We start from the raw sequence: 17545 nt of genomic DNA, 5'->3' as shown, positions 1-17545 counted from the left end.
CATGAATGCTGCTGATTCTTTGACACTGGACGTGCCCGCTGGCGCTGCTGACCCGCTGCTAGCAACGCGCCTGACCTTCATCCGCCACGGCCAGACTGATTGGAACCACGGAGGTCGCATTCAAGGCCATCTGGACATCCCGCTCAACGCATTGGGGCAGCAACAAGCCCAGCGCATGGGCGCGGCGCTGGCTGACAACGGCATCGATGTGATTTACAGCAGCGACTTGGCGCGCGCCTGGGACACGGCCAAAGCCTTGCAAGCCCATACGCAGATTCCGTTGATTGCCGAGCAAGGCTTGCGCGAGCGCTCATTTGGCCGCCTACAGGGCCAGACCTTGGAAGAAATGTTTGCGCAAGACCCGGTGCTGGCGACCGCTTTCCAAACCCGCGATCCGCATTACCAGCCCCCGGAAGGGGAGTCGATGCTGGAGTTTCGCCAGAGGGTGCTTGAGACCGTTTACCGTTTGGCACAGCAGCACCAAGGCGAGCACATCGCCATCGTTGCGCATGGCGGAGTGTTGGACATGGTTTACCGCGATGCGGTTGGGCTGGACTTGCAAGCCCAGCGTAGCTGGACGATTGACAACACTTCGGTGCACCGTTTGCTGTGGACCAGCGAGGGCTTGCGCTTGTTGGCCTGGGGCGATGTATCGCACCTGGCCGAACTGGCGGCGATGCAGGCCAATTCAGGTGCGGCTGATGTGATGCAAAAGAACTACTTGTGATGGTCTTGTGCGCCAGCGCTGCGGGCGCTGGCGTTCCTGATGAATGGCCAGCGCGGCGCTCAAGGTTTACAAATCGCTGATTGGCAGCTCTTTGAGGTAACTGCGGAAGAAATCGCCCACTTGAGGGTGCTGCAAAGCCATCTCGACGGTGGCTTGCAAAAAGCCTTCCTTGCTGCCGCAGTCATAGCGCTTGCCTTCATAAGCAAAAGCATGCACCGGCTCTTTTTTCAGCAAGCTGGCAATCGCATCGGTGAGCTGGATCTCGCCACCCACGCCTTTGGGCAGGTTGCGAATCTCATCAAAAATATTCCCAGACAAAATATAGCGACCCGCCACTGCCAGGCGTGACGGGGCTTCGGCTGGTTTGGGTTTCTCGACAATGCGTTCAACTTTGGTGGTTTGGCCGTCCAGTGCATTGCCGGCCACAATGCCGTAGCGCGAGACATGGGCCTCAGGCACTTCTTGCACGGCCAGAATCGACGCACCAGTTTGCTCGTACGCCTTGACCATTTGTGTCAGCACATTCGGGCCGCCGGCCATACCGGTCATCAAATCGTCTGCCAGCAACACGGCAAATGGCTGCGCGCCTACCAAGGGCTCGGCGCACAAGACCGCGTGGCCCAAACCCAGTGCACGTGGCTGGCGCACATAGGTCACCACCATGTCCTCGGGCTTGACGCTGCGCACCACCTCCAGCAGCGCGTTTTTACCGGCGCTTTCCAGCTCGCTTTCGAGCTCGTAGGCCGTATCAAAATGGTCTTCAATTGCGCGTTTGCTGCGCCCAGTCACAAACACCATATGGCGAATGCCTGCGGCGTAGGCCTCTTCAACGGCGTACTGAATGATGGGCTTGTCCACCACGTTGAGCATTTCTTTGGGCGCTGCCTTGGTAGCGGGCAAAAAACGCGTTCCCAAACCAGCAACAGGGAATACAGCCTTGCGAATAGGAGCAAACAAAGCAGAAGATGGGGCGAAAGAGGAATGCATTATGGGCCTTTGCGGCATTGATTCGACAGCATCCAGTGTAAATCGCCCAGAGGGGCTTGCCGGCAATCTCTGTCAGCTGTTTGTGACAGCTGGTACAGCTGGCAATGCTGGTTGTAGTTTCTAAGAGCCTGTTCAAAGTCTCCACGCAGACCGCGTTGGAGCCCAAAAGGATGCGATGCGCGGCAAAAACCGCAGTCGGGCTATCTGCCCGGCGAGGATTTTTAACAAAGCAGCGTGCCTTTTGCGCTCCAACCCGAAGGGCAAGACATAAAAAAGCGCATTACTGCGTTGCCCGTTTAGCTCATACAGACGTATGAGCTAAACGGGCGTCTTGTACTGCCTCTTTTTTGTGCCTTGCGCGACTGCGTCGAGACTTTGAACAGGCTCTAAGGCGCGAGTTTGGCCTCCGCTAGTGGGCTTACAGCCCGTTTTGGCGTGGCATGGACTGGGCTGGACTGCGCATATTGTCAATGTTCAGCGGGTGTTGGCGAAAGCTGCCAAGATCCGTGGCTTTTGCGGCGCTGCCATGCGCGTGGTCGTGGCCCGCGTGGCCATCGTGCTCGTGGTGCAAAGTGGAACTGACCAAGGCCACTAGCGCCATACCAGCCAATAACCAAGCCACTTGGATTGCGGTCTGTTTGCCGCTGAGTTTCATTTGCAGCTGCGGAATCAGGTCAGCCAAGGCGACATACACAAAACTGCTGGCGGCCACCACTAAAAAATAAGGCAGCAGTGAGTCGCTTAAAAGACTCAACAGCAAATACCCAAGCAAGCCCCCCAGCATCGTCACGGCACCAGCAATCGAGAGTTTGACAATCGCCGCCGTTTGTGGTGGCCGCGCGCCTGTGGTGCCAGCAGCAAGTTCCTTGTGGTTGGCGCGGCCCATTAACACCGCCAAATCCCCCATGTGGTGGGGTACCTCATGGGCCAGCACCGACAAGGCGGCAATCAGGCCGAGGCGCCAATCCACCAAAAAAGCCGAAGCAATCAAAATTCCATCGCCAAAGCAATGCACACTGTCACCGGCCAAAATCGACCAGGTACCTGTTTGTGGGGGGTGGCTGTGGTGGTGGTGCGCATGCGACGCGGCCGGGCTGTGCCCATGGCCATGCCCGTGATGGTGGTCGTGGCTGTCACCGTGTTCATGGCCGTGGTGCCAGATCTCGGCCTTGTCCAGCAGGAAAAATACCACCAAGCCACCGAGCAATACCGCAAACAAACTGTGCGCGCTGACAGTTTGCATCTCCATGGCTTCAGGTAGCAAATGCACAAATGCCGTGGCCAGCAAGGCGCCGGCGGCAAAGCTCAATAGGTGGTGCTCTTGAATGCGTGAAGAGGTTTTGCCGACCCCGAGTCGAATCAGGCTGGCTGCAACCCACACACTGCCAACACCGGCCAACAAGGTTGCTAGCAAGATCAATCCGAGAGTCATAGAGCGAAGCGCCCAGTGGAATTTGGCGCGATTTTATTAAGAATGGATAATCATTATATGGTGGTCTGTGATGTTTTGCTTGCCGTGCAAGGGCTGGAGCCAGGCATTCACCGTCTTTGACAGTGGCGTTGGAGCAGCCTGCGGCTTCAGTTTGGCAGCAGCATCTGTTGCAGTTTGCTGTCTCAGCCCAACAGATTGCCCAATCGCAGGCAAGTCATGCGATAATCTGCCGCTTGGCTCTGCTGTGCATTTGCACAGAATGCAGCCAAGCCATGCACAAGCCGCTAGCGCCGCGGTCTTGCCAGCAACGCGACTGTAGCTCAGTGGATAGAGTATTGGCCTCCGAAGCCAAGGGCCGTAGGTTCGATTCCTACCAGTCGCGCCATTTAAGTCAATGGCTTTGCTTATATCGAGAAAATGATTTTTCTCAGAGGGTGTTGTGCCCACTGCGTCAAGATTCTTGGGCTTTGCATGATCTGGCCTTTTGATCCTGTTAGGTGACGTTTTTCAAGCCTGTTCGTCATCCCTGCGCAGTCGCGTTGAAGCGCCAAAAGGCGCACTGTTGTGTTAAAAATCCTCGCCGAACAGAGAGCCCGACTACGGTTTTTTGCCGCGCATTGCCTGCTTTGGGGCTTCAGCGCGGCTGCGCGCAGATTTTGCGCTGGCTCTCAGATGGGCAGACTGGTTGATGACAGTACCTGCCGCAAACCAATAAAGGTGCGGATTTGCCGCACGCCAGGCAGGTACAGCAACTGCTCGGCATGCAGGCGGTTAAAACTGTCGTTGTCCTTGGTGCGCAGCAGCATCATGTAGTCAAACTCGCCGGTGACCACATGGCACTCCATACAGCCCGAAACCTTTTGCGCGGCGCTTTCAAAATCCTTGAACGCCTCGGGTGTTGAGCGGTCAAGCACCACGCCAATCATCACCAGCATACCCATCTCCAGGGCCTTGGGTTCGAGCAGTGCAACGATCTGCCGGATCAGCCCCGATTTCTTCAAACGCTCGACCCGGCGCAGGCACGCTGGCGGGCTCAAATGCACCTTGTCAGCCAGCGCCTGGTTGGAGATCGAGGCATCGGCTTGCAGCAAGCGCAGGATGTGGCGATCGGTGCGATCCAGGGCCTCTAAACCATCTAAAGAGTTTTCGCTTTTCATGTGAAATATTATTAATCAAATAAAATTTTTTAGGAAATTTAAAAAATAATTAATAGTAATTTTGAATTTTTAATTTCTTGAAATTATCAAAATTCAAAATTACATTTTTCGAGAAAAAATCTATCATTCATGCCATACCTGTTGACAACCTGTCTGGAGTTTTGATCATGAATCTGCAAAAATTTCCCCGCTATTGCCTGACTTTCGGCCCGACTCCCATTCAGCCTCTCAAGCGTCTGTCTGCGCATCTGGGTGGCAAGGTTGAGCTGTATGCCAAACGTGAAGATTGCAACTCGGGCCTGGCCTTTGGTGGCAATAAAACCCGCAAGCTCGAATACCTCATTCCTGAGGCCATTGAAGGCGGCTACGACACCCTGGTATCGATTGGTGGCATCCAGTCCAACCAGACTCGCCAGGTCGCCGCCGTGGCCGCGCATTTGGGCATGCAATGCGTGTTGGTGCAAGAGAACTGGGTGAACTATTCCGACGCCGTGTACGACCGCGTTGGCAACATCGAGATGAGCCGCATCATGGGCGCTGATGTGCGCCTGGATGCTGCAGGTTTTGACATCGGCATCCGCCCCAGCTGGGAGCAGGCGATGGAAGGCGTGCGCCAATCCGGTGGCAAGCCTTTCCCGATTCCAGCTGGCTGCTCTGAGCACCCCAAAGGCGGTTTGGGCTTTGTTGGCTTTGCCGAAGAAGTGCGCCAGCAAGAGGCTGAACTGGGCTTCAAGTTTGACTACATCGTGGTTTGCTCAGTCACTGGCAGTACCCAAGCCGGAATGGTGGTGGGCTTTGCCGCTGACGGTCGCGCCAATAAAGTGATTGGGATTGATGCATCGGCCAAGCCAGAGCAAACGCGCGCACAAGTGCTGCGCATTGCGCAAAACACCGCCAAACTGGTGGAACTGGGCCGCGAAATCACTGAAGAAGATATTGTGCTGGATACGCGTTATGGCGGCCCAGAATACGGCCTTCCTAACGAAGGCACACTGGAGGCGATTCGTTTGTGCGCACGCCAGGAAGCGATGCTGACGGATCCGGTCTATGAAGGTAAATCCATGCACGGCATGATTGACATGGTGCGTAACGGCGAATTCCCTGAAGGCTCCAAAGTGCTGTATGCCCACCTGGGTGGCGTGCCTGCACTGAATGCTTACAGCTTCATCTTCCGCAATGGTTGATAGCCGGCGCTGAGAACCTGTTGTTCCTCACACATTCCAGAAGAAAGACCCGCCATGGACCACTCCCAGCGCTTTGGAGCCTACCTTGACGAACGCCAGCAACGCACGCCTGACCCGGCTGAGTTGCAGGAGTGGTTGGAGTCGCTAGACGGACTACTGCAAGCCTGGGGAGTAGAGGGGCCAGAGCAGGCGCGTGCGGTGCTCGACAGCCTGCTCGCGCACGCGCGGCTCAAGGGCATTGACTGGCATGCCGATGCGGTCACGCCCTATCTGAACACCGTGCCCTTGGCGCGGCAAAAAGAATACCCCGGCGATGTGGAGATTGAAAAGCGCCTCTCGGCGATCTTGCGCTGGAACGCGCTGGCGATGGTGGTGCGCGCCAACGCCCAGTACGGCGAATTGGGTGGCCATATTGCCAGCTATGCGTCAGCGGCCGACTTGTTTGAGACCGGCTTTCAGCACTTCTTCAAAGGCCCGGACGCGCAGCCCGGCGCGGACCTGGTCTACTTTCAGCCGCACTCAGCGCCTGGCGCGTACGCACGCGCTTATCTGGAAGGGCGCTTGTCAGAAGAATCGATTGCCCATTACCGCCAAGAATTGTCGGCCCAGCAGCAAGGCATTCAAGGCCTGAGTTCGTACCCCCACCCGTGGCTGATGCCGGACTTCTGGCAGTTCCCCACCGGCTCGATGGGCATTGGCCCCATCAATGCGATTTACCAGGCGCGCTTTATGCGCTACTTGGAGCACCGTGGCCTGCAACACACCGCAGGGCGGCGCGTCTGGGGCTTTTTTGGCGACGGTGAAATGGACGAGCCCGAATCCATTGCCGCACTGACCCTGGCTGCGCGCGAGGGCCTGGACAACTGCACCTTTGTGATCAACTGCAATTTGCAACGGCTCGACGGCCCGGTGCGCGGCAATGGCCGCATTGTCGATGAGCTGGAATCGCTGTTTGCCGGTGCCGGCTGGAACGTCGTCAAATGCCTGTGGGGCTCGGAGTGGGATGCCTTGCTCGCTCGCGATGAGACCCACGCGATTGCGCGCGCATTTGCCCAAACCGTGGATGGCGAGTTTCAAACCCTCTCGGCCAACGACGGTGCCTTCAATCGCAGTAATTTCTTCAGCAAAACGCCTGAGCTGCAGGCGCTGGTCGCGCATTTGTCGGACGCGGAAATCGACCAGTTGCGCCGTGGTGGCCACGACCCGGTCAAAGTCCATGCCGCCTTCTTGCGTGCCACGCAAACCCAAGGTCGCCCCAGCGTCGTGCTCGCCAAAACCATGAAGGGCTACGGCATGGGCAGCATTGGCCAGGGCCGCATGACCACGCACCAGCAAAAAAAGCTCGGGCGCGATGATTTGCTGGCGTTTCGCGACCGCTTCAAGCTGCCGATCAGCGATGCGCAAGTCGAGCGCGCCGAGTTCTACAAACCGGCCGACGACAGCCCCGAAATGCAATACCTGCACGCCCGCCGCCGCCAGCTGGGCGGCTGCCTGCCACAGCGTCGCGTCAGCGCGCCGCCAGTGGCCGTGCCGCCGCTGCTGCAAAGCGGTGGGTTTGCGACCGAGGCCGATGGCAAGGTGATGAGCAGCACCATGGCCTTTGTGCGCCAATTGGGCAACCTGCTGAAAGACCAGGCGCTGGGTCCCCGCATCGTGCCGATTGTGGCCGATGAGGCGCGCACTTTTGGCATGGCCAACCTGTTTCGCCAGGTCGGCATTTACGCGCCGTTTGGCCAGCTCTACCTGCCCGAAGATGCAGGCTCAATCCTGTCCTACCGCGAGATCAAGGACGGCCAGATTCTGGAAGAGGGCATCTCCGAGGCCGGCGCCATTTCCTCATGGACGGCCGCTGCCACCAGCTACTCGACCCACGGCCTGGCGATGCTGCCGTTCTACATCTACTACAGCATGTTCGGCTTTCAGCGCATTGGCGATCTGATCTGGGCCGCAGCCGACCAGCGCGCGCGTGGCTTCTTGATTGGCGCGACCTCCGGGCGCACAACCCTGGGCGGCGAAGGATTGCAACACCAGGACGGCACCAGCCATTTGGCCGCGTCCACCATTGAGAACTGCTGTGCTTACGACCCGGCGTTTGCGGGCGAGCTGGCCGTGATCATCGACCACGGCGCGCGCCGCATGATGCAGCAGCAGGAAGACGTTTTCTACTACATCACCGTGACCAACGAAAGCGTGCCCAACCCCAGCCTGCCAGCCGATGTGCATGAAGAGGTGTTGCGCGGCATGTACCGCTTCCGTGCCGCGCAAGTGGACGGCCAGCGCCAGGTCCAATTGCTGGGCAGCGGCGCCATCATGGGCGAGGTGCTCAAAGCCGCAGCCATTTTGGAGGCCGAACACGGCATTGGCGCGACTGTGTGGAGCGTGACCAGCTACACCGAATTGGCCCGCGAAGGCCTGCGCTGCGAGCGCGCCTGGCGCCATGGCGAGCGTGAGGTTGTTGGCAGCTGGTTTGAAGAGCGCCTGGCCACCACCAGCGGCCCAATCATCGCTGCCACCGACTACGTGCGGGCCCTGCCCGAGATGGTGCGCGCCTTTGTACCCAGCGGGCGCCAGTACCTGACTTTGGGCACCGACGGCTTTGGCCGCAGCGACTCACGCGCGGCGCTGCGCCGCCACTTTGAGGTTGATGCCGCTTCGATTGTGCAAGCGGCACTGCGCTGCGTACCGAAAGCCACAGGCCAGCCCGGTTCTTTGCAAGATCCGATGGAGAAGTGGTCGGTGCTGGCGGTGGATTGAGGGCTGTGATGGGCTTAGTTGCACACATCGGCCATCACAAGCCACTATGCATCCAGGCGATGCGTGCATTGACACGGCTTAGGCGAAATTACTGTTACTCAAGGAGCTGGCAGCCATACAGCAGGTGCGGTCGTTAAGAGCCTGTTCATAATCTCCAGGCAGCCGCGCTGAAGCCCACAAGGATGCAATGCACGGCAAAAACCGCATTGCGGCATTGCCCGATTGCGTGGAGATTATGCACAGGCTCTAAGCCCGTGCAAATCGCAGCGTGAAGCGGGCACCGCCATGCTCTGAGACGCCGGCTTGCACCTGGCCCGCTTGCAGCTCGGTCAGCACACGCACAATCGACAAGCCCAGGCCTGAGCTGTCGCGGGCGCGTTTGCCAGGTGCTTGCGCAAAGCGCTGAAAGGGGTGGGCCCGCAGCTCTTTGGGCAGGCCGGGGCCGGCATCGCTGATGCTCAGCTCGACCCATGCCAAGCCCTGCTCGTCGTACACAGGGGCCACGGCCACACCCAGCCAATGGCCGCTGGCGCCGTGGTGCACGGCGTTGCTCACCAGGTTGGTGATGATTTGCCGCATGCGCAGGGGATCGGCGCGGATGTCGCCTGCGGCTTCTTCGGCCTGTGGGTCCAGTGTCAGGTCCAGCGCCATGTTCGCGTCTTGCAGTTGCGGCTGCATGTGCTCCAGTGTCTCGCTCACCAGCAACGCCAGATTCAAACGTTCTTGCTCCAGCGGTAGCTGGTTGGCCTCGGCCATTGACAGCGTGTGCAGGTCGTTGACCAGGCGCCCCAGGTGCTCGGTTTGTGCCAGCAAGGTCTGCAGTTCCGTATCGTTGACGGGGATCACGCCATCGCACAGCGCATGCAGGCGGGCCTTGAGCACGGTGATCGGGGTGCGCAATTCGTGCGAGATCGAGGCCGCTGTTGCCAGCCGCTCACTCTCCAGGTCGTGCAGTGAATCGATCATGGTGTTGACGCTGTGCACGACTTCGGCCATCTCACCGCGCGCACCGTTGGCGACTGCGCGGGCTGAGAAGTCGCCTTGCTCAACCCGCTGCGAGACCTCGACAATCGAGGCCAGCGGCCGCGTGACGTAGCGCGAGACCCAAAAGCCCACGGTCAGGCCAAAGGGCAGGCAGACAATCAGGCCAATCAGCAGCGAGAGCTGCTCGCTAAAGCGCACATCGCCATGCCAGTACTGGTTGTAGATTTGTATGGCCCGCGCGCTGTCGTCCAGGTCGCGCGCAATCAGGTCATCGAGCTCGACGCGCACGGCATCTGGTAGCGCTTGGTAGAACTTGTTGTACTGGATGCTGGCGTAGACCCAGCTTGCGGCCGAGAGCAAGGCCACCGTGCTCAGTACCGTGGCGGCAATCCACAGGCCGAAATGGACCCAGATGCGGTTCAGACTTCGGGACATAACCGATAGCCAACCCCCCGCACGGTCTCGATCAGATTGTCTTGTCCGGCCAATTGCAATTTGCGGCGCAGTTTGGAGAGGTGCGAGTCGATCACACGTTCCAGGGCATCGCTCTCAGGCAGGCAGTTGTCCACCAGGTACGAGCGCGAGAAGCAGCGCTTGGGTTGCGAGGCCAGCAGCGATAGCAGGCGAAACTCGGTCAAGGTCAGTGCCAGCGGCTTGGGCCTGGCCTTGCTGTCATACACCACTGCCATATGGTCTTGCTCGTTGATCTCCAGGGCGCCGACGCGAATTGGCGCAGGCTCACGCGATTCGCTATGCGGTTGGCTGCGCCGCAGCACGGCGCGCACCCGGGCGACCACTTCAGCGGGGTTGAAGGGCTTGACCACATAGTCGTCAGCGCCCATGCGCAATGCGACCAGCTTATTGACATCGTCTGCCAGGGCCGTGACCATGATCACTGGGGTTTCGCCATGCGAGCGGATCGCACGCAGCACATCAAGGCCGTCGACCTGGGGCAGGTGGATGTCCAGCAAGACCAGATCGGGCAGGTACTGGTTGAAAAGCTGCACTGCTTCGTGGCCGTCTTGCGCCAATTGCACGCGCATGCCGTCACGCTCTAAATAGGCAGCAAGAATGCTGGAGATGCCCTGCTCGTCTTCAATCACAAGCACCAGGGGCACTGGTATGGAAGCATTTAACAATTTCATAACAGATCGTCTGTATGGCGTCTGCGCCTCTTGTCACAGGGCATGGCGCGCAGGCCAAAGTGATGGGACAGGCGTATGAACTTTTGGCACAATGGCCGATCTTAGATAACTGTGCGCTGATGGGGACGCATAAGTGTGGGCTTAGGTGTGTGTGGCTTAGGTGCCTGCCTAGCAACAGCGGGCGATTATAGGTCGACCCCGCCTACATGCTTTCTCCATAAATCCTACAAACTTGCGAAAGATTGTGACTGCCCAATGCGATGGAGTCAATCTGGCGCATGGTCTTGCTCCGCTTCTTCATCGTGAAATTTCAATTCTCCAGTGCATTTTTAGCTACGGGCGCAGCAGGCCTGATCGCAGGTTGTGCTGCGCCACCGCAGCCAGTGCTGGACCAGCGCATGCCAGCTCAGTGGACGCAGCCTGTGCCCGAGTCAGCTGACGCGCAGACACTCGGAGTTGAGCAGTTGCATGGTTGGTGGCAGCGGCTGGGCGATCCCAGTTTGAATGCCTTGGTCGATCAGGCTCTGGCGCGCAATCTGAGTCTGGGCCAAGCACAGGACTTGCTGCAGGCCCAGCGCATTGTGCTGGGTGTCGCAAACACCCCTTATCTGCCGGAGTTCTCCGCTGCAATCAACACTTTGCAAGACGTCTCGGCCACCGACTCCTTCTTCCATGCCAGCGTTGACATGCTCTGGGATCCGGGCCTGTTTGGTGCGCGCGAGTCCGGCCAGCTGGCCGTGTATGCGGACTTGCTGGGCGCGCAGGCGCAATTGCACCAGTTGCGTGTTGAACTGGTGGCCAATGTGGTGTTGCGCTACCTGGATATCCGCATGGCGCAACGCCAACACGCGCTGCTGCAAGAGCGCATAGCGCTGAGCCAGCGCCTGGTGGCCTTGGCCGGTGTGCGTTTGCAGCAACGCATAGACAGCTCAGAGGCTCTGCACCAGCAGCAACTGGAGCTGGCCCAATTGCAGACCGAACGCGCGGCGCTCCAAGAAAACCAGGCCCGCGCAGCCCATGCGTTGGCCGCGCTGCTGGGCCGCATAACGCCTGAAGCCGCGTGGCTGCAGGCCGACGCCAATGCCCGTCTGCCCAGCCCTGCTGCCTTGCAACTGCAGATCTTGCCCGCCGATATGCTGCGCACGCGCGCGTCTGTGCAGCTGGCCCAGGCGCAGGTCGAGCAAGCCGCTGCCAAGCTGGGGCGGTCGCGCGCGGCGTTGTACCCACGCTTTGCGCTGAACGGCTCGCTGCTGTATTCCTACAACATGACGCAGAACCAGCATGCTGGTTCTGACCGCATGCCGCAGCTGGGACCGGTGATTGATATTCCGCTGTTTGACTGGGGCCGCAGAAAGGCCCAGGTCGATGCCAACGAACTGGCGATGGAAGCTGCTGTGAAAGCCTATCGCCAAAGTGTGCTCGATGGCGTGGCCGAGGTCGAGTCGGCGCTGGCCGGTTGGGCTGCGCAAACTGTGCGTTTGCAGTCCTTGCGCGCGATGCAGAAGCAGCTCGAGCAACGCAGCGAACTGCTGCAACGGCGCCAGCAACTGGGCCTGGCCAGTGATTACAACGTGCTGGGTGAGCGCCGCGCCAGCCTGAGCAATGCCAGCGCGCAAGATGTGGCCATTGGTGCGCAGGCACTGGCCTATGTGGCCGTGTTCAAGGCCCTGGGTGGCGCGCCCTTGCCAGCGGCTGACAGTGCTGCCTTGGCTCAGCCTGCGGTCGGCGCAGCGCCGGACGCAGTTCAAAGGCCTGCGCCATGATTGCACTGGCACGTAAAACCCTGGTCTATGAATGGCGGCGCTTTGTTCCGTCGATTTTTGCCGTCGGCTTTGCTGGTGTGCTGTTGGTCATGCAAGTGGCCTTGGTGCTGGGCATTTTCAGCACTGCAGCGATTTATGTGAATGCCAGCTCGGCCGATCTGTGGGTCGGTTACCCAGGCACGCAAAGCGTGAACTACGGCCGCGCGATTGACCAGGATGTGGAAATGCGCCTGCGCATGGACCCGGATATCGCCGAGGTCGAGCCTTATCTGTGGCTCGATGGTGACTGGCGCGCCAATGACCCGGGCGAAGACGCAATGGGGGGCGTCTCGGTGTATTTGTCGGGCATTTCCCCCACCGAGCAAGGCATGCTGTTTGACCGCGTGCTGGCGCCTTGGCAGCGGCAGTTGCTGCGTGAGCCGGGCGCGGTGATTGTGGATCGGGCCGACCTGGACACGCTCGCCTCCAAAGAAGGCGATGTTGCCTGGATCAACAACCACAAGGTGCGCATTGTCGCGGTGGTCAATGGCCTGCGCGGGCTGGGCGGCGTCAATGTGATTGGCTCGCTGGCCAGCGTGCGTGAGATCGCCGACGTACCGCGTGCGCAGGGCACGACCTATTTGCTGGCCCGCACCCGCGCTGGTGCCGATGCCAAACAGGTGCAGCAACGCCTCAATGCCGCTGGCGGCAGTTTTGGCCCCGCCGAGACCTGGCTGGCCAAAGAGTTTGCGCTGCGCTCGGAGATGTACTGGATGTTCAACACCGGCGCTGGCGCTGGCGTGTTGTTCATGGCGATTGTCGTGTGTTTGGTCGGCGCGGTAGTGACCAGCCAATCGCTCAGAACCGTGGTGGCAGGCTCGGCCCGCGAATATGCAGTGCTCAACGCCTTGGGCGTGAGCCGTGGCGCGCTGGGCCGGGTCGTGGTCGAGCAGGCCTTTTGGATTGGCGCGGCCGGCATGGTGCTGGCTCTGGTGGCCAGTGCGGCGTTGCTGACGCTGGCCCACCACTACCAGGTGCCGGTGAGGCTCAATCTGTCCGCCGTTTTGGCGTGTGCTGGCCTGATTGCGGTGCTGGCCTTGTTCTCTGGCATTGGCGCGATGCGTGGTTTGTTGCGCGCTGAGCCTGCCGCTTTGTTGAGGTAGTACGGTGAAGCCCATGACCTCCCCCACCTCCCATGCAGCGCCCGTGCACAGCCAGCAGGCCGTGGTTGAGCCAAGCAAGGCCCAGCCCAGCCTGCGTGCTGTAGAGCTGACGAAATCCTACCTGTCCGGTGTCGTGCGTGTGCATGTGCTGCAAGCGCTGAGTGTTGATCTGTTTGCGGGCGAGTTGTCGCTGATCTCAGGTCCATCTGGCTGCGGCAAAAGCACGCTGCTGTCATTGCTGTCAGGCTTGCTGACGCCCGATGCTGGCAAGGCCTATGCGCTAGGCCAGGACGTGTCGCTGATGAGTGCGCGCGAGCTTGAACGCTTTCGCCTCGCCCACACCGGGTTTGTGTTTCAGGGCTTTAACCTGTTTCCGGCGCTGACGGCGATTGAACAAGTCGAATTGCCGCTGGGCTATATGGGCCTCAAAGCGGCCGAGAGCCGCCGCCGCGCCGAGCAGGTGCTGGAGGAGGTTGGCCTGTCGCACCGCATCCATATGCGTCCCTCACAGCTGTCGGGCGGTGAAAAGCAGCGCGTGGCGATTGCCCGGGCGATGGCCAAAAGGCCCCAGCTCTTATTTGCCGACGAACCCACCAGCGCGCTCGATGCCGAAAGCGGCCAGCGTGTCATCGATATCTTGCACCGCGCCGCACGCGGCCATGGCACAACCGTGCTGTGCGTGAGCCATGACCCGCGGCTGGTGCGCCATGCCGATCGCGTGCTGAGCATGGAAGATGGCGCGATTCGCAACGACTGGCGCCAAAGCGCTGCGCAGGGCAATGACCAAGGAAATATGCAATGAACCAGTCCCACAAGCTGTCAACACCCATCGGCAGTGCGATCGCGCTGGTGGCGGCCGCCGCGCTATTGGCTGGCTGCTCGCCCTCTGACAAGGCCGAGGCGGCTACCGCGGCACCAGCGGCTGCTGCGGCGCAAACTGCCTCCAGCACACAGCAAAGCCAGGCCCCGGTGGCCATCGCACGCGGCAAAATTGAAGTCGAAGGCGGCCTGATTGAGCTGGCCCCCAGTGTCGATGGCCTGGTGCAGGAGCTGGCTGTCAAGGATGGCCAAAGCGTGCAGCGCGAGCAGGTGCTGCTGCGCCTGGCCGATGACATCTCGCGCGCAGACCTGAGCGTGGCCGAGTCTGAATGGCAATTGGCCCAGGCACGTGAAAAGGCCAAAGCTGCGCGTGTTGAGCCACTCAAAGCCATGCTCACGCGCTGGCAAACGGCCGCGCAAGAAGGTGCGGCCGATGCGCGCAGTGTGGACGAAGCCGCGCAGCAACTGCGCGATGCCGAAGCCGAAGCCAGTCTGGCCAAGGCCGAAGCCAAAGTCGCGCAAGCCAGAATGGAGCAGCTGCGCGCCTTGCAAAAACGCCTGGAGCTGCGCGCGCCTGAGGCGGGCACGGTGGTGCACGTGGCCACGCATGCGGGCAGCCAGGTCAGCCCAGCGCAGCCAGTGGTCACACTGCTGCCGCATAAACCCTTGATTGTGCGGGCCGAGCTCAATGAAAGCTATGTCAGTGCCGTGCGCGAGGGCATGCGTGCCACTGTCGTGATCGATGGCGATGCCGCCAGCTCGGCGGCGGCTGCTCTGCCCGAGGCCAGGGTGCTGCGCATCAGCCCAGTCTATGGCCCGGCCAATTTGCAAGACGATACCCAACGCGGCCCGGTGCGCATTGTTGAAAGCGTGCTGGCGTTTGACCAGCCCCCGGCGAATGCGCGCGTGGGGCAGAACGTGAGAGTGACTTTTTATGAATGAGCCAACCCCACTGTTGCCTGTGGCTCCAGGCTGGATGGTGCAATCGGATTTTGACGGCACGATCAGCGTGCTCGACGTGACCGACACCCTGCTTACGCGCTTTGGCTTGCCCGGCTGGGTTGAGCTTGAAGAGCAATGGGAGCGCGGCGAGATTGGCTCGCGCGAGTGCATGAAGGGCCAGGTCGCGCTGCTGGACATGAACGAGGCGCAATTGCAGGCGCTGCTGGACACGCTGGAGATCGATCCCGGTTTTGCCGGCTTTGTGGCCGCCGCTGCCGCGCATGGCATGCAGGTGCAGGTGGTCAGCGACGGCATCGATTACGCGATTCGCCATGTGTTGGAACGCCATGGCCTGGGCCATCTGGAGGTGATTGCCAACCACTTGGTGCAAGTCAGTGAGCGCCGCTGGCGCCTGGAGTCGCCGTGGGCCAGTGCACGTTGCACACGTGCCAGTGGCAACTGCAAGTGCGAGCGCCTGGCCGAGCAGCAGGCTGTGCATGGCCGCGTGCTGTATGTGGGCGACAGCACCTCGGATTTCTGTGTCTCTCACAAGGCCGATTTTGTGCTGGCCAAGTACAAGCTGATCGCGTATTGCGAGCAGCAGGGCATTGCGCATGCGCCGTTCACGAATTTTGAAGCAGCCACTGCGTTGCTGGACAAAGTCGTGCTGGGCCACGAGGCGCTGGCATGAAGGTTGAGAGTGGATTCGAGCTCCAGCGCAGCAGTGCAGCTGGGGATGCACAGGGCAGTGGCATTGATGCACAAGCGCTGGAGGCGCTGTGCGTGACCGAGCACGAATTTGTCATGCCGGGCTTTGGACCTGCGGCGCGCACCGGTGTGCTGCTGGTGCATGGTCTGACTGGCACGCCGGCCGAAATGCGCGTGCTGGCCAAGGGGCTGAACCGCCAGGGCTTTAGCGTGTATGCGGTGCAACTGGCCGGTCATTGCGGCACGATGGATGATTTGGTGCAAGTGAGCTGGCGCGATTGGCTCGCCAGCGTCGAGTCGGGCCTGGCGCGTTTTGCCCAGCAGGTCGACCGCGTGGTGGTTGGCGGACTGTCGATGGGCGCTTTGCTGTCGCTGGCCGTGGCCCAATCGCAACCGGGCCAGGTGGCCGGTGTGGCAGCGCTGTCCACCACATTCCGCTACGACGGCTGGAGCATGCCGCGCTACACCAAATTGTCGTTTTTGCTGCCCTTGTTCCGCTGGCTGGGCATTGGTCGCACAAGTGTTTTCATGGAGGCGCCGCCTTACGGCATCAAGGACGAGGCACTGCGCGCGCGCATTGTTGAGCAAATGCACAGTGGCGACAGTGCAGCCGCTGGCCTACCTGGCAACCCATGGTGGTCGGTGATTGAGCTGCACCGCCTGTCTGCGCAAGTGAAGGCGCATTTGCGCGATCTGCGCGCGCCGTGTTTGGTGATCCATGCGAAAGAAGACGATATCTCTTCGGTCGCCAACGCCTACGCCATCCAGCGCGGCGCTGTGCACGCACCGGTCGAGCTGGTGCTGCTGGACAACAGCTACCACATGATCACGATTGACCGCGAACGCCGCACGGTGATTGCGCGTGTCAACGCGTTTGTGGCGCGCATTGCGGGCATTCAGAGTGAGGTAGCGCCGCATGGGAAGTGATTTGTCTCCACTGGTCATCACGCTGTGGGTGCTCAATGTGCTGGTCGACAGTGGCGGCCAGCTGGCGTTCAAGGCCGCTGCCAGCGAGCCGCCGCTGGCCTTGGATGGCATGGCGCGCTGGCGCTTCATGCTGGCCAGACCCTGGATCTGGATTGGTGGGGTGTGCTACATCGTTGAGTTTGTGGCCTGGCTGGCGTTTTTATCGCTGGTGCCGCTGTCCGACGGCGTGCTGCTGGGCTCGATCAATATCGTCGCGATCATGATCGCCGGGCGCATTTTCTTCAAGGAAAAACTCGCGCCGCTGCGCGTGGCCGGCATCATTTTGGTGTCGATTGGCGTGGCCGTAGTGGGACTGAAAGGCTGATGCGATGAGACGTTTCTACATCATCGGCTTTTTGGTGCTGATGGCTTTTGACACACTGGCCCAGATCAGCTTCAAGATGGCGGGCGACGCCGCACTGCCGCTGGAATTTTCGGCGGCGTGGCTGTGGCGGGTGTTCAGCCAGCCGTGGATTTATGGCGCTTTTGTTGGCTACATCGGCGCGTTCTTCACCTGGATGAGTCTGCTCAAGCGCGCGCCGATTGGCCCGGCCTTTGCCGCCTCGCACTTGGAAATTATCTCGGTGCTGGTGGTCTCGCACTATTTGTTTAGCGAAGACATTGGTTGGCCGCAAGTGGTCGGCTGCTTGTTCATCATGGCCGGTATTGCCTGCCTGGCGCTGAGCGAGACCGATGACAGCGACGAGCAGGGCGAGGCCATTGGCCATGCTGGCGCTGGCTCTACCAGCGCCAGCGCAGCCCAGCTCGCTGAGTCTGCCCGCTAACAGGGTTTCATGCCGGCGGCCTGGCCCGCCTGCACCACAGTGCGACAATC

16 protein-coding genes and 1 tRNA gene are annotated in these 17545 nt (G+C 60.4%); 12 read left to right on the top strand and 5 right to left on the bottom strand.

The features are described 5' to 3' along the window. Position 1 precedes the first annotated feature (1 nt). Positions 2–727: a histidine phosphatase family protein gene (locus tag E8K88_RS07745; protein ID WP_240754402.1), complete on the top strand. Its 726-nt coding sequence runs from the start codon at positions 2–4 to the stop codon at positions 725–727. A 66-nt stretch (positions 728–793) separates the two neighbouring features. On the opposite strand, the gene galU is transcribed toward E8K88_RS07745, so the two are convergent. After that, positions 794–1714, bottom strand: coding sequence for a UTP--glucose-1-phosphate uridylyltransferase GalU (gene galU / locus E8K88_RS07740; protein WP_136406090.1), 921 nt, complete (start codon positions 1712–1714; stop codon positions 794–796). A 418-nt stretch (positions 1715–2132) separates the two neighbouring features. Further along, entirely contained in the window at positions 2133–3146 is a 1014-nt protein-coding gene (locus E8K88_RS07735; protein WP_136406089.1) for a ZIP family metal transporter, read from the bottom strand. Positions 3147–3455: 309 nt separating this feature from the next. Here E8K88_RS07735 and E8K88_RS07730 point away from each other — a divergent pair. Beyond that, positions 3456–3531: transfer RNA gene (locus E8K88_RS07730), tRNA-Arg, on the top strand. Positions 3532–3814: 283 nt separating this feature from the next. Here E8K88_RS07730 and E8K88_RS07725 read toward each other — a convergent pair. Then, a complete protein-coding gene (locus E8K88_RS07725) occupies positions 3815–4303 on the bottom strand; it encodes an Lrp/AsnC family transcriptional regulator (protein WP_136406088.1) in 489 nt (162 codons plus the stop codon). A 167-nt stretch (positions 4304–4470) separates the two neighbouring features. Between E8K88_RS07725 and E8K88_RS07720 the strand changes: the two genes are divergently transcribed. Both E8K88_RS07720 and mdeB read left to right on the top strand, forming a co-directional pair. Further along, complete coding sequence (locus tag E8K88_RS07720; RefSeq protein ID WP_136406087.1) at positions 4471–5487, top strand: 1-aminocyclopropane-1-carboxylate deaminase; 1017 nt, start codon at positions 4471–4473, stop codon at positions 5485–5487. 54 nt (positions 5488–5541) lie between these two features. Next, entirely contained in the window at positions 5542–8241 is a 2700-nt protein-coding gene (gene mdeB / locus E8K88_RS07715) for an alpha-ketoglutarate dehydrogenase (RefSeq protein WP_136406086.1), read from the top strand. Positions 8242–8487: 246 nt separating this feature from the next. On the opposite strand, the gene E8K88_RS07710 is transcribed toward mdeB, so the two are convergent. After that, positions 8488–9660 (bottom strand): sensor histidine kinase, encoded by a 1173-nt coding sequence (locus E8K88_RS07710; protein WP_136406085.1) that lies wholly within the window; start codon positions 9658–9660, stop codon positions 8488–8490. Beyond that, a complete protein-coding gene (locus tag E8K88_RS07705) occupies positions 9645–10370 on the bottom strand; it encodes a response regulator (RefSeq protein ID WP_136406084.1) in 726 nt (241 codons plus the stop codon). Before E8K88_RS07705 ends, E8K88_RS07710 begins: the two co-directional genes overlap by 16 nt. Before the next feature lie 278 nt (positions 10371–10648). Between E8K88_RS07705 and E8K88_RS07700 the strand changes: the two genes are divergently transcribed. From E8K88_RS07700 to E8K88_RS07665, 8 genes are all read left to right on the top strand, one after another. After that, positions 10649–12133: a TolC family protein gene (locus tag E8K88_RS07700; RefSeq protein ID WP_136406083.1), complete on the top strand. Its 1485-nt coding sequence runs from the start codon at positions 10649–10651 to the stop codon at positions 12131–12133. Next, complete coding sequence (locus E8K88_RS07695; RefSeq protein ID WP_136406082.1) at positions 12130–13275, top strand: ABC transporter permease; 1146 nt, start codon at positions 12130–12132, stop codon at positions 13273–13275. Before E8K88_RS07700 ends, E8K88_RS07695 begins: the two co-directional genes overlap by 4 nt. Positions 13276–13288: 13 nt before the next feature. Next, positions 13289–14077, top strand: a complete 789-nt coding sequence (locus E8K88_RS07690) for an ABC transporter ATP-binding protein (RefSeq protein ID WP_136406081.1) — start codon at positions 13289–13291, stop codon at positions 14075–14077. Then, on the top strand, positions 14074–15036 hold the full coding sequence (locus E8K88_RS07685) for an efflux RND transporter periplasmic adaptor subunit (RefSeq protein ID WP_136406080.1): 963 nt from the start codon (positions 14074–14076) through the stop codon (positions 15034–15036). Before E8K88_RS07690 ends, E8K88_RS07685 begins: the two co-directional genes overlap by 4 nt. After that, on the top strand, positions 15029–15727 hold the full coding sequence (locus tag E8K88_RS07680) for an MtnX-like HAD-IB family phosphatase (protein ID WP_136406079.1): 699 nt from the start codon (positions 15029–15031) through the stop codon (positions 15725–15727). The genes E8K88_RS07685 and E8K88_RS07680 overlap by 8 nt, the downstream gene beginning before the upstream one ends. Positions 15728–15840: 113 nt before the next feature. After that, complete coding sequence (locus E8K88_RS07675) at positions 15841–16671, top strand: alpha/beta hydrolase (RefSeq protein ID WP_420813565.1); 831 nt, start codon at positions 15841–15843, stop codon at positions 16669–16671. Continuing rightward, positions 16661–17035: a DMT family transporter gene (locus E8K88_RS07670; protein ID WP_136406077.1), complete on the top strand. Its 375-nt coding sequence runs from the start codon at positions 16661–16663 to the stop codon at positions 17033–17035. The genes E8K88_RS07675 and E8K88_RS07670 overlap by 11 nt, the downstream gene beginning before the upstream one ends. 4 nt (positions 17036–17039) lie before the next feature. Beyond that, complete coding sequence (locus E8K88_RS07665) at positions 17040–17495, top strand: DMT family transporter (protein ID WP_136406076.1); 456 nt, start codon at positions 17040–17042, stop codon at positions 17493–17495. Positions 17496–17545 lie beyond the last annotated feature (50 nt).

The organism is Lampropedia aestuarii (assembly GCF_004803635.1).
In the GTDB taxonomy this organism is placed as follows: domain Bacteria; phylum Pseudomonadota; class Gammaproteobacteria; order Burkholderiales; family Burkholderiaceae_C; genus Lampropedia; species Lampropedia aestuarii.
This window is presented reverse-complemented; position numbering and strand designations above follow the sequence as displayed.